At 72.1% G+C, this 11,930-nt stretch carries 13 protein-coding genes and 1 pseudogene; 5 read left to right on the top strand and 9 right to left on the bottom strand.

Annotated features, from left to right (window positions below):
• Positions 1–73 precede the first annotated feature (73 nt).
• Positions 74–331 (bottom strand): WhiB family transcriptional regulator, encoded by a 258-nt coding sequence (locus tag ACQP0U_RS27685; RefSeq protein WP_088950012.1) that lies wholly within the window; start codon positions 329–331, stop codon positions 74–76.
• Positions 332–778: 447 nt separating this feature from the next.
• The gene (locus tag ACQP0U_RS27680) at positions 779–1,729 is read right to left on the bottom strand and encodes a diacylglycerol/lipid kinase family protein (protein ID WP_433312653.1); all 951 of its coding nucleotides are present in this window, start codon (positions 1,727–1,729) and stop codon (positions 779–781) included.
• A gap of 43 nt (positions 1,730–1,772) precedes the next feature.
• On the opposite strand from ACQP0U_RS27680, the gene ACQP0U_RS27675 reads away from it, so the two are divergent.
• Positions 1,773–2,162 (top strand): hypothetical protein, encoded by a 390-nt coding sequence (locus ACQP0U_RS27675; protein WP_433312650.1) that lies wholly within the window; start codon positions 1,773–1,775, stop codon positions 2,160–2,162.
• A gap of 22 nt (positions 2,163–2,184) precedes the next feature.
• On the opposite strand, the gene ACQP0U_RS27670 is transcribed toward ACQP0U_RS27675, so the two are convergent.
• The 3 genes from ACQP0U_RS27670 to sodN are packed head-to-tail and all read right to left on the bottom strand — an operon-like array spanning position 2,185 to position 3,547.
• Complete coding sequence (locus ACQP0U_RS27670; RefSeq protein WP_433312647.1) at positions 2,185–2,592, bottom strand: ATP-binding protein; 408 nt, start codon at positions 2,590–2,592, stop codon at positions 2,185–2,187.
• 32 nt (positions 2,593–2,624) lie between these two features.
• Positions 2,625–3,146, bottom strand: a complete 522-nt coding sequence (locus tag ACQP0U_RS27665; protein WP_433312644.1) for an N-acetyltransferase family protein — start codon at positions 3,144–3,146, stop codon at positions 2,625–2,627.
• A complete protein-coding gene (sodN, locus tag ACQP0U_RS27660; protein WP_030490383.1) occupies positions 3,143–3,547 on the bottom strand; it encodes a superoxide dismutase, Ni in 405 nt (134 codons plus the stop codon). Before sodN ends, ACQP0U_RS27665 begins: the two co-directional genes overlap by 4 nt.
• A 117-nt stretch (positions 3,548–3,664) precedes the next feature.
• Here sodN and ACQP0U_RS27655 point away from each other — a divergent pair, with 117 nt between their 5' ends.
• The 3 genes from ACQP0U_RS27655 to ACQP0U_RS27645 all read left to right on the top strand — a co-directional run bounded on the left by ACQP0U_RS27655 (position 3,665) and on the right by ACQP0U_RS27645 (position 6,343).
• On the top strand, positions 3,665–3,982 hold the full coding sequence (locus tag ACQP0U_RS27655) for a S24/S26 family peptidase (protein WP_231398030.1): 318 nt from the start codon (positions 3,665–3,667) through the stop codon (positions 3,980–3,982).
• Positions 3,983–4,127: 145 nt separating this feature from the next.
• Complete coding sequence (locus tag ACQP0U_RS27650) at positions 4,128–5,306, top strand: NAD(P)-dependent malic enzyme (RefSeq protein ID WP_433312639.1); 1,179 nt, start codon at positions 4,128–4,130, stop codon at positions 5,304–5,306.
• Between the two features lie 74 nt (positions 5,307–5,380).
• Positions 5,381–6,343 carry a zinc-binding dehydrogenase gene (locus tag ACQP0U_RS27645; protein WP_433312636.1) on the top strand — a complete coding sequence of 321 codons (963 nt, stop codon included), beginning with the start codon at positions 5,381–5,383 and terminating at the stop codon, positions 6,341–6,343.
• Positions 6,344–6,403: 60 nt separating this feature from the next.
• On the opposite strand, the gene ACQP0U_RS27640 is transcribed toward ACQP0U_RS27645, so the two are convergent.
• On the bottom strand, positions 6,404–7,372 hold the full coding sequence (locus ACQP0U_RS27640) for an alpha/beta hydrolase family protein (RefSeq protein WP_433312634.1): 969 nt from the start codon (positions 7,370–7,372) through the stop codon (positions 6,404–6,406).
• A 64-nt stretch (positions 7,373–7,436) separates the two neighbouring features.
• Positions 7,437–8,341: pseudogene (locus ACQP0U_RS27635) on the bottom strand (alpha/beta hydrolase family protein).
• A 157-nt stretch (positions 8,342–8,498) separates the two neighbouring features.
• Here ACQP0U_RS27635 and ACQP0U_RS27630 point away from each other — a divergent pair.
• The gene (locus ACQP0U_RS27630) at positions 8,499–8,672 is read left to right on the top strand and encodes a hypothetical protein (protein WP_433312631.1); all 174 of its coding nucleotides are present in this window, start codon (positions 8,499–8,501) and stop codon (positions 8,670–8,672) included.
• A gap of 60 nt (positions 8,673–8,732) precedes the next feature.
• On the opposite strand, the gene ACQP0U_RS27625 is transcribed toward ACQP0U_RS27630, so the two are convergent.
• Together ACQP0U_RS27625 and pta are read right to left on the bottom strand one after the other, a co-directional pair.
• Entirely contained in the window at positions 8,733–9,848 is a 1,116-nt protein-coding gene (locus ACQP0U_RS27625) for an acetate/propionate family kinase (protein WP_433312628.1), read from the bottom strand.
• The gene (gene pta, locus ACQP0U_RS27620; RefSeq protein ID WP_433312625.1) at positions 9,845–11,914 is read right to left on the bottom strand and encodes a phosphate acetyltransferase; all 2,070 of its coding nucleotides are present in this window, start codon (positions 11,912–11,914) and stop codon (positions 9,845–9,847) included. The genes ACQP0U_RS27625 and pta overlap by 4 nt, the downstream gene beginning before the upstream one ends.
• Between the last annotated feature and the right edge of the window lie 16 nt (positions 11,915–11,930).

The following is an 11,930-nucleotide window of genomic DNA, read 5'->3' as shown; positions in this document are numbered from 1 at the left end:
GGTGATCCGGCGCCGGACAGCGGAACGCCCCGGCGGGCGAACCCACCGGGGCGTACAGCGTGTCGTTGGGGGATCAGGCGGAGTGAGCGCGCAGGACCCGGAGACCACCGCGCCGCTTGACAGCGCGCCGCTCCTCCTCGCTCATTCCGCCCCAGACGCCGGCGTCCTGACCGGACTCGAGTGCCCACTGCAGGCACTGGTCGGTCACGGAGCAGCGCCTGCAGACGGCCTTGGCCTGCTCGACCTGCAGCAGAGCCGGTCCAGACGTCCCGATCGGGAAGAACAGCTCTGGGTCCTCGTCGCGGCAGACACTATGGTGACGCCAGTCCATGGCGGCAACACTCCTCATTCTGGATGGGTGGCAACAATTGCTTGTCGTGCTTTTCCTATATGCATCCGCGTGCCGGTGGTGACAGTTAGCGTCCGACCATTCGGCAGTGCGTGAGCAGGCGGTTATCGCCGGGGACCTGCTGGAACAGCTCAACCTGACGAGCATATCCAGGCAATGTCCCGGTAACTCAAGTTCGCTTGTGAATACTTTCACGAACAAACGCGATGTCAAGGGTGACGCTCGGAAAAACTCCGGGCGGTGAGCAAGCCCACAACCCATTTGTCCGGGTTCCAGTGCTTTCCTGGTTACCCGCCGTGCCACAGTCGAGGATCAATATAGTACAGTCCGCGTGACATTGCTGACATTTCCGGCACCTGCCCCTCGGTGTGGCGGCGGCCAGGTCGGTCGGTTGTGGCCACCGTGTCGACCAAGGGCAGTACCCGAGACCTAGCAGATTACTCTCAGTGCGGCGGGAACGGAGGTGAATCTGACTTTTTCCCGCTCGCCAAGATAGTCCCCGTCGAGCTGGAACGCCTGCGGGCGGCTGGAGACCAGCGTGAACTCCGCTGTGTCATGGAGTCGTAACACCTGCCGGCCGCGAGGATTCGCTTGCCGGGACAGGAACTGCGTCACTGTCCGTGTTGTGCTAGCCACCCGGAGCTGACGCAACGCCAGCACATCCAGCCCGAGATCGAACGACGCCGCCGGGTTCGGGTTGACCTCCCGGTCGCCCAGGTACGTCCAGGGCGCCGTGTTCTGGATGATGACTGTGGCCAGCTCGGCCTCCGCCGGCTCGCCCGGACGCTCCAGAACGATCGCCGGGTGCCGCCGGTCCGAGGCGAAGAAGTACTGGTTCATGATCGAACGCAGATAGAGCGACGGCGTGGACACCCGCCCCTTCCGCCGGGCCTGCTCCACCCGGTGGATCACCGCGGCGTCCAGACCGAACCCGGCGCAGAAGGTGAAGTAGCGGTCGTCGGCGCGGCCCAGCCCCACCGTCCGGCTCCGGCCCAGCCGCAGCCCCTCCAGGATCATGCTGGTCGCCTCCGGCCACTCCCGGGGCAGACCCACCGCGCGGGCGAACACGTTCGTCGAGCCACCGGGGACGGTCGCCAGCGCGGGCAGTCGCTCGGCCATCGGGGCATCGCCGGCGCGAGCGGGCGGTTCGGCGGTCATCAGGCCGTTCACCACCTCGTTCACCGTGCCGTCGCCACCCAGGGTGACGACCAGGTCGACCCCCTCGGCGGCTGCCTCCCGGGCCAACGCCACGGCGTGCCCACGCCGACGGGTGTAGCGCACGCTGAGATCGACTTCGCTGCGCAGCGCCCGGACGAGCACGTCCCGGCTGCGTTCGCTGGTGGTGGTGGCCTTCGGATTGACCACCAGGACGGCCCGCATGGGCGGCACTGTACCTCTCGGCAGCCCGGGTATCGTGGCGCGCGTGACCATCGACTCGGACCCGATCCCCGTCACGCTCCGCTGGGCGGTCCGGCTGCTGTGGGCAGAGGCGGCAGTCGTCGGGCTGATCGCCGTCTGGCTGATCTGGGCCGACCTCACCGCCACCCGCACCGACCTGCTGGCGGCGCTGCTGGTGACAGTGTTCGCCATCGGGGCGGCGGTCGTGCTCTGGGCACTGGGCCGCGCGCTGCTGCGCCGTCAGGCGGGCGCACGCGCCCCCGCGATCGTGCTTCAGCTGATGCTGCTGCCGATCGGGTGGTTCATGATCCAGGCTGGTCTGGGCTGGCTGGGCGTGCCGCTGATGGCGCTCGGCCTCGGCGTGGGCTGGCTGCTGGTCTGCCCTCCGACGACCCGCGCCCTCGGCTTCGAGTGACAGCGACGGCGGGTCGGGCCGGTCAGTAGCCGCCGGAACGGCGGGTGAGCAGCGCGATCGTGGCCCGACCATCGGTGGACGTGGCGGACGCCGAGGTGGTCAGCGCGGTGAGCACCTTCCAGGCGAAGGACGACTCGCCGGGCAGGGTGGCGCCGCGCACGGTCGGCACGGTCACCTCGACGGTCAGCGCGTCCTCGGTGACCGCGAAGCGGCACTCCAACTCGGCGTCGCGGGTGGCGATGGCGAGCAGCATGGCGCACGCCTCGTCGACAGCGATCCGCAGATCCTCGATCTCGTCGAGCGCGAACTGCAACCGGGCCGCGAGACCGGCGGTGGCGGTGCGAAGCACGCCGAGGTAACCGCCGTCGGCAGGCACCGTGAGGTGCACCACGTCGTCGTCGGTCGCTGGCTGGCCAGTCAGTTGAGTCACGCCTCATCCCCCCGGTCGGGGACTCTACCCGGTCAGTCGCCCGTACGCGTGCCGGCGGTGGTGGCGTGGTCGGCCAGCTCGCGGAGCGCGTCGCCGCTGAGCCGGTAGGGAAGCCATTCGCTCATCTGCTCGGCGCCGATCGAGGCGTAGAAGCCGGCTGCCGGATTCCAGTCGATCATCCACCACTCCAGCCGCTGGTAGCCGCGTCGTACGCAGATGTCGGCCAGGGCGGCGAGCAGCAGTCGACCGGCTCCGGTGCCCCGGGCGGCCGGCCGGACGTAGAGGTCCTCCAGGTGGATGCCGTGCACGCCGGCCCAGGTGGAGAAGTTGAGGAACCACAGCGCGAAACCGAACGGCTCGTCGTGTTCGTCCACCGCGACGTGACCGAAGAGCGCCGGAGCAGCGGCGAACAGGGCCGAGGTCAGCTGCTCGGTGGTGAGATGGCACTGCTCCGGGGCGCGTTCGTACTCGGCCAGCTCGTGCACCATGGCGACGACGGCCGGCACGTCCTCGGGACGTGCCGGCCGGATCGTCGGAATGACCGGAGAGGTCACGCCTTCTTGGTCTCCCAGAAGATCTTCGAGATTTCGTCGATCTTCGCGAGCAGCTTGTCGGCGGTGGCCGGGTCGAGGCTGCCCTTGACGCCACCGGCGCCGGCGAGCTTGGTGGCCTCGTTGAACAGGCTGTGCAGGTTCGGGTACTTCTCGAAGTGCGGCGGCTTGAAGTAGTCGGTCCACAGCACCCAGAGGTGGTGCTTGACCAGCTCGGCGCGCTGTTCCTTGATGATGACGGCGCGGGTGCGGAACTCCGGGTCGGTGTTCGACTGGTACTTCTCGCAGATCATTTTGACCGACTCGGCCTCGATCCGGGCCTGAGCCGGGTCGTAGACACCGCACGGTAGGTCGCAGTGAGCGCTCGCGGTGACGCGGGGCGCAAGGATGCGCGGAAGTCGCATCGGGATCCTCCATGGGAAGTTTGCGATGATCAAAGGCGACATTACTCCTGGGAATGCTCCCCGAACCGGGTGGAGGTGAAACCAGTGGCCGCCGATCACCCGGCTGAGGCCCCCCGGATGCGCAGGCCGCTGACCGCCGTCCTGGTGACCGGCCCGTCCATGGCGCCGACGCTGCGCCACGGCGACGCGGTGCTGGTTCGCCCCGGTGGCCGTCCGATCCGAGCCGGCGACGTGGTGGTCGCGGTCTTCCGGACCCGACCCGATCTGCTGGTGGTGAAGCGTGCGGTCCGGCCGCAGGACGGCGGCTGGTGGCTGCGCGGCGACAACGACCTGATCACCGATGACTCCCGGGCCTACGGGGTGGCCGACGTACGCGGACGGGTGGTGGCCCGTTACTGGCCGCGCCCCGGACGGGTACCTCGTCGTCAGTTATGACCCTGCTCACATCCGAGGGGTGGTGTCGACACTATGCTCGGAAAGTGCCCGGGTGACCCCCCGCACCGCGTGCCACCGCTCGCCGCCCACCTCGCGGCGGGGCCGGCCGCCTCACATCTGCTCGACAGATCCTGGAGTCACCACCATGTCTTCGTCCACCGTGGACCCCGCTGATCCCGTCTTCCTGCTGCACCGGGGCGGCAAGATGGCCGTCACCTCGACCGTGCCGCTCACCAGCCGGGAGGACCTCTCCCTGGCGTACACCCCGGGGGTGGCCCGGGTGTGTGAGGCGATCGCCGCCGACCCCGCCCTGGTGGACGAGTACACCTGGGTGTCGCACACGGTCGCTGTGGTCACCGACGGCTCGGCGGTGCTCGGGCTGGGCAACATCGGCCCCCGGGCGGCGCTGCCGGTGATGGAGGGCAAGGCGGTGCTGTTCAAGCAGTTCGCCGGGGTGGACGCGGTGCCGGTGTGCCTGGACACCCAGGACGTGGACGAGATCGTCGCTGTGGTGCGGGCGCTGGCCCCCTCGTTCGGTGGGATCAACCTGGAGGACATCAGCGCGCCGCGGTGCTTCGAGATCGAGCGTCGGCTCGACGAGGCGCTGGACATCCCGGTCTTCCACGACGACCAGCACGGCACGGCGATCGTGGTGCTCGCCGCGCTGCGCAACGCCGCGACGTTGCTCGACCGCAAGCTCGGTGACCTGCGGGTGGCGGTCAGCGGCGCGGGCGCGGCCGGCGTGGCGGTGACGAAGATGCTGATCGCCGGGGGCGTCAACCCCGACCAGGTGGTGGTCTGCGACTCCAAGGGGATCATCGGCCGACACCGCACCGAGCTGACCGGCACCAAGGCCGAGCTGGCGGCGAGCACCAACGCCGACGGCCGCCAGGGCGACATCACCGAGGCGCTGCGCGACGCGGACGTGCTGGTCGGGGTCTCCGGCGGGCAGATCCCCGAGGCGGCGGTGGCCGGGATGGCACCCGGCGGGATCGTGTTCGCGCTGGCGAACCCGACCCCCGAGGTGCACCCCGAGGTGGCCGCCCGGCACGTCGCGGTCGTCGCCACCGGGCGTAGCGACTACCCCAACCAGATCAACAACGTGCTGGCCTTCCCCGGGGTGTTCCGCGGTGCGCTGGATGCCGGTGCCACCCGGATCACCGAGGCGATGAAGGTCGCCGCCGCGGACGCCATCGCCGGTGTGGTGGCGGAGTCCCTGACCGCCGACGCGATCGTCCCGTCCCCGCTCGACCCGCGCGTCGCGCCGGCCGTGGCCGAGGCGGTCGCCGAAGCCGCCCGCCGCGACGGCGTCGCCCGCCGGTAACACGCACGGCCGGGGGCGCTCCGGCGCGGCACGCGCCGCCGGCCACCTTCTTAACGAGCGCTCAGCTTGTTACCGTGCCGATCATGCGTGCTGCCTTTGCCTCCCGTTTCGACGACGCCGATCCGCTCGCCGCGCTCACCGTCGGCGAGCGGCCCGAGCCGACCCCTCCGGCCGACGACTGGGTGACCGTGCAGTTGCGGGCCACCTCGCTCAACCACCACGACCTCTGGTCGCTGCGCGGGGTGGGTCTCACCGAGGCCCAGCTGCCGATGATCCTCGGCTGCGACGCGGTCGGGCTGGACCCGGAGGGGCGCCCGGTGGTCGTGTACCCGGTGGTCGTCACCCCGGGTGACCCGCGTGGGGTCTCCATCCTCTCCGAGCACTTCGCCGGGACGCTCGCCGAGCGGGTGGCCGTACCCCGATCGAACCTGATCCCGCTGCCCGACGGCATGGCGGAGACCGACGCGGCGTGCCTGCCCACGGCCTGGCTGACCGCGTGGCGGATGCTGACCACCAAGGGCCGCGTCGCGGACGCCGACAGCGTGCTGGTCCAGGGCGCGGGCGGTGGCGTGGCCACAGCGGCCGTCGCCCTCGCCGTCGCGATGGGCAAGCGGGTGTACGCGACCAGCCGCGACGCCGCCAAGCGCGACCGGATCTCGGCCCTCGGCGCCACCGCCGTGGAGCCCGGCGCCCGGCTGCCGGAACGGGTGGACGTGGTGATCGAGACGGTGGGCGCGGCCACCTTCGACCATTCGCTGAAGTCGGCCGCGCCGATGGCCCGGATCGTGGTCTCCGGCGCGACCGCCGGGCACGAGCCCTCGGTCAACCTGCGCCGGGTCTTCGCGATGCAGCTGGAGATCCTGGGTACCTCGATGGGCACGCCCGGCGAGCTGTACGAGCTGCTGGCGTTCTGCTCCGAGAACGAGGTGCGCCCGGTGGTGGACAGCGTCGTCCCGTTCAGCCGGGTCGAGGACGCCTTCGCCCGGCTGCACTCCGGCGACGCCTTCGGCAAGGTCGTCATCGACCACACCGCCTGACGCCGCGCCGCCCCGGCCCCGCCTCGCTGCGATCTTGAGGTGGGGCCGTCGGGCCGGGCGTCAGAGGTGGTCGTCGAAGGTGGCGATGTCACCGCGCGTCGCGTCGGTGGAGATGCGCTTCTTGGCGTCCGCGTCGCCGTAGAGCGACCAGCGCAGGAACTCGACAGACGTGTCCGAGACGACCCGCAGCGTCGCGCCGTCGCCGAGCAGCGCCCGCCCGTGATCGCCCTTGGGCAGGCTCAGCATCGCCTTCGGCCAGGGCACCTTGTCGTACGCGGCCTTGCCCGCCGCGTACTCGACCACCTCGTCCAACTCGCCGTGCACGAACAGTTGCGGCGCGGCCGCGCCGGCGAACGCGGTGCCCACGCCGAGCGCCGTGCCCGCGAACACGACACCCGAGTCCAGTCGCTCGTCCCGGCTCGCCGTGAAGAGGCCGATGGTGGTCACCCCGCCCGCCGAGTGCCCGGCCGCGGCCACCCGCTCGCCGTCCAACCGGCCACGCAACGCGTCACCGGCCTTGCCGTCCAACGCCAACACCTGATCCAACGCGTACGACACGTCGGCGGGCTGGTTGAGCACGTCGAGGACGTTGTTGTCGGCGCCCCGGGAGGTGTGCGGGAACGTCGGAGCGGCCACCACGAAACCCGCCGCCGCCCAGCGGGTCAGTAGCGTGGCGTAGTCGTCCGGCCGCCCACCCAGGCCGTGACTGAACATCACCACCGGGAACCGGCCCTCGGCCGCCGTCGCCGACCGCTTGGCCGCGCCGCCGGACTGCCCGGCCGCCGGGTACCAGAGCGTCGTCGGCAGCGCGCGGCCGTCCCGGTTCAGCTTGAGCTGGCGTACGCCGACCGCGAAGGTGCGCTCCGGTGCCTTGCCGGCCGGGACCTGCGGTGTCGGCGTGGCGGCGGCCTTCGGCTCGGCCGGCGGTGCCTGCCCGCTCCGGCCCGGACGGGTGTCCGTTGAGCAGCCGACCAGACCGGCGATGAGAACGGTGCTGGCCATCAGTGCCTGAGTGACGCGACGCGACATGAATCCGATTGTGCCCTGTCCGGCGGGCGGGCTCGGTCGGGTTCGGCGCGGCGTGCCCATCCGCTCACCCGCCGTCGTGGGCCGGGCGGGACTCGTAACGGGTCAGGGTGGGGGAGTGGGCGTCGGCGGGGAGGCGCGCACCGGCGGCCCGGTCGCCGTAGAGGGTCCAGCGCAGGAAGTCGGTGGTGGTGGCGACGACCGGGCCGAACCCCTGGTGGCCCGGCGTGAGGTACGCGCCGTGGTCCTGGCCGAGCAGGCTGAGGAACGCGGCCGGCCCGGGGTGCGCGCGTACGCGGCCCGGCCGACAGTCACCGGCACCACCGGGTCGGCCGTGCCGTGCACGAAGAGCACCGGCGCGGCCGGCCCGGCGAAGCTGCCCGGCAACCCGCCACCGGCGATCACGATCCCGGCGCGCAGCCGGGCCGGGTGGCCCTCGCTGAACATGCCGGAGGTGGTGAAGCCGCCCGCCGAGTGCCCGGCGGCGGCCACCGAGGTCAGGTCGAGATGCCCGGCGAGGGGATCGACCCGGCTCCGGTCGAGGCCGCCCAGGTGCCGGATCAGCCGCCAGGCGTCGGCCGGCTGGTGGCGTACGTCGGCGCGGGTGAAGTGCGCGGCGCCCTGTCGGGTGTGCGGGTACGCGGGTGCGGCCACCACGAAACCGGCCGCCGCCCAGCGGGTGGTCAGGCCGGCGTGCAGCTCGGGCAGGCTGCCAAGCCCGTGGCTGTAGATCACCACCGGGAACCGTCCGGCCGCCACCCGATCGGTCGACGCCGGGTACCAGATCGTCACCGGCAGGGGGCGCGCCGAGCGCGGATCGAGGGTGAGCGTACGCACGCCGACGGCGTACGACCCCTCGGGCGCCCGACGCGCCGCCACCTGTCCGGTGGACCCGCCGGCCACGGCCGTGGCCGGCGCGCAGCCGGCCAGCAGCGCTGTCACCAGTACGGCCATCAGCCGTCCCGCCCCCATCGTTCCACGGTAGGTGCCCGGGTGGGCGTTACGGCCCCGCCGTCCGGTCCGGGTGCACCCGCCACCCGGTCGGGTCACCTCCACCGGCCGGGTCCACCCCCGGGACGCCGTGGGCCGGGGACGGTGCCGCGTGACCAGCTTCGCTAGGGTCACCGGCATGCCTGAGAACTACACGGACCCCAGCGGCAACACCGAGGCGTTCCGCGCCTTCAACCAGACGCCGGAGGCTGCGGCGCCGACGGAGGCCCCGTCCCGCCTGCCGCTCATCATCGGTGCGGCGGTGGTCGTCGTGGTGCTGGTGGCACTCGTCGCCTGGCTGGCGGCCGGCTGATCGAGCCGCCCCGACTCGTGCGCACCCTCGGGCCTCCCGGGGGTGCGCGCCCTATCGGCGTCAGGCCGCTCCGATCACGTCCCGGGTCTGCCGGGCGATCTCCCGCTCCTCGTCGGTGCGGATGACGTAGACGCTCACCTCGGCGCCGTCGGGCGAGATCACCCGGTCGCCGTCGCCGTCGTTGCGGGCGTCGTCAACTGTGATGCCGAGCCGGCCCAGGCCGGCCAGCGCGGCGGCCCGCACCGGCGCGGCGTGCTCGCCGACCCCGGCGGTGAAGGCGATCGCGTCGACCCGGCCGAGCAGCGCGTAGTACGCCCCGACGTAGCCGGTGATGCGCCGGCAGTACACGTCGAAGGCCAGCGTCGCGGCCCGGTCACCGGCGGCGCGGCGTTCCAGCACCTCGCGCATGTCGTTGACGCCGGTCAGCCCGAGCAGACCGCTGCGGTTGTTGAGCAGGTCGTCGATGTCGTCCACCGACAGCCCGCCCTCCCGGCGCAGGTGGAAGATCACGGTCGGGTCCACGTCGCCGCTGCGGGTCCCCATCACCAGCCCCTCCAGGGGGGACATGCCCATCGAGGTGGCGACGCTGCGACCGTTCGCCACCGCGCAGGCGCTGGCTCCATTGCCCAGGTGCAGGGTGATCGTGTTGACCTGCTCGTACGGGCGGCCCAGCAGTTCGGCGGTGCGCCGGGACACGTACGCGTGTGAGGTGCCGTGGAAGCCGTACCGGCGGATGTCGTACCGCTCGGCGGTCTCAGTGTCGATCGCGTACGTCGCGGCGGCCTCCGGCAGGGTGTGGTGGAAGGCGGTGTCGAAGACGGCGACCTGCGGGACGTCCGGCAGCGCCGCGCGGGCCACCTCGATGCCGGCCAGGTTGGCCGGGTTGTGCAGCGGGGCGAGCGGCACCAGATCCCTGATCGCGGCCAACACCGCGTCGTCGACGAGCACCGGCGCGCTGAACGTCCGGCCACCGTGCACCACCCGGTGCCCGACCGCCGCCAGCCCGGTCAGGTCCAGCCCGCCGAGGATCTGTCGGACCGCTTCGGTGTGGTCCTTCGGGCCACCGCCGGGCTCACCGATCCGCTCGACGGTGCCGTGGTCGAGTGCCCGGTCACCGTCGTAGCGGCGCCACTTCACCGACGACGACCCGCAGTTGAGCACCAGCACCCGGCTCACGACGCCTCCTCGGTGGCCGCCTGGATGGCGGTGATCGCCACCGTGTTGACGATGTCCGGCACGCCCGCGCCCCGGGACAGGTCGTTCACCGGTCGGCGCAGGCCCTGCATGACCGGGCCGACGGCGACCGCCCCGGCGGAGCGCTGCACCGCCTTGTACGTGTTGTTGCCGGTGTTCAGGTCCGGAAAGATGAACACCGTGGCGTGGCCGGCGACCGGGCTGTCCGGCAGTTTCGTCGCCGCCACCGCCGGGTCGATAGCCGCGTCGTACTGGATGGGCCCCTCGACCAGCAGGTCGGGTCGGCGCTCCCGGACCAGCGCGGTGGCCGCGGCGACCTTCTCCACGTCCGCGCCGGCGCCGGAGCTGCCGGTGGAGTACGACAGCATCGCCACCCGGGGTTCGATACCGAACCGGGCGGCGGTGTCGGCCGACGAGATCGCGATGTCGGCGAGCTGGGCCGCGTCCGGGTCGCGGTTGACCGCGCAGTCGCCGTAGACCAGCACCCGGTCGGCGAGCAGCATGAAGAAGACGCTGGACGCCACCGAGACGTCCGGCAGCGTACGGATGATCTCGAACGCCGGCCGGATGGTCGCGGCGGTGGTGTGCGTCGCGCCGGAGACCATGCCGTCGGCTCGACCGGTGGCCACCATCAGGGTGCCGAAGTAGTTGGGCTGCGCCACGATGTCGTGCGCCAACTCGGCGGTGACGCCCCGGTGGGCGCGCAGTCGGGCGTACTCGGCGGCGAAGTCGTCGCGCCACCCGCTGCTGCCCGGGTCGACCAGGTGCGCGTCGCCGAGGTCGATGCCCAGCTCGCGGGTGCGCCGCGCGATGTCGTCCGGCCGCCCGAGCAGCGTCAGCTCGGCCACTCCACGACGCAGCAGGATCTCCGCCGCGCGCAGGATCCGCTCGTCGTTGCCCTCCGGCAACACGAGGTGCCGGGGCTTCGAGCGGGCCCGGTCGATCAGTTCGTTCTCGAACATCAGTGGGGTGACCCGCGCCGACCGGCTGACCCGCAGCCGACGGGCCAGGTCGTCGGTGTCCACACAGCGCTCGAACGCGCCGAGCGCGGCCTCCACCTTGCGGGGGTTGGCCGCGCTGGGCCGGCCCTCGATGCGACTGGACGCGGCCACCGTGTCGTAGCTGTCGAGACGCACGGAGAGCACCGCCAGCCCGGTGTTGAGCCCCTCCACCAGCCGCATGACCCGGGGGTCGGGCTGCTCGCCGAGGGTGAGCACCAACCCGGCCACCGACACCTGCCCGGCCACGTGCGCGGCGCTCGCGGCGACGAGCAGGTCGGCCCGGTCCCCGGGGGTGATCACCAGGGCGCCCTCGGTGAGGTGGCCCAGCAGGGTCGGCACATGCGCCGCGCCGACCACGAAATCCAGCACGTCACGACCGAGCGCGGCGTCGTCCCCGGCCAGCAGGGTCGCGCCGAGCGCCGCCGCGACCTCGGCCACCGTCGGCGCCGACACGCTCGGCACCTCCGGGATGGCGTACGCGGGGACCGGCAGGTCGGGCAGCGTCATCGGCCCCGGCACCCGGTTGGCGATCACCGCGAGCACCGTCGCGCCCAGGTCGGCCAGATCGTGGTACGCCCCCCGCACGGCCGCCGCGACCGCTGCCGGCTCCTGCCCGAAGCCGTCCACCACCGGCACCACCACGCTGCCGAACTCGGTGGCCAGCCGGGCGTTGAAGGCCAGTTCGCGGGGGCGGGCCGGATCGCCGGGGTCGTCGAAGTCGCTGCCCACCACTACCACCGCCGGGCACTGCCGCTCCACCGCCCGGTAGCGCTCGACGATGGCGGAGATCAACTGCTCCCGTCGGCCGTCGGCGACCAGCGCCGCAGCCTCGGAGTAGCTCGCCCCGGCCAGCTCGGACAGCGGGACCTCTACCCGGTACCGCTCGCTGAGCAGGGCGAGGATCGGGTCCTGGCCGGTGTCGGCGACCAACGGCCGGAACACGCCGATCCGCCCGACCTGGCGGGACAGCAACTCCGCCAACCCGAGGGCAATCGTCGACTTGCCCCCGCCGGACCCCACGCTGGTGAGGTAAACACTCCGAGCCACGTTCCCACCCCCTGCC

Source organism: Micromonospora sp. CA-269861 (assembly GCF_050948505.1).
Classification (GTDB): Bacteria; Actinomycetota; Actinomycetes; order Mycobacteriales; family Micromonosporaceae; genus Micromonospora.
This window is presented reverse-complemented; position numbering and strand designations above follow the sequence as displayed.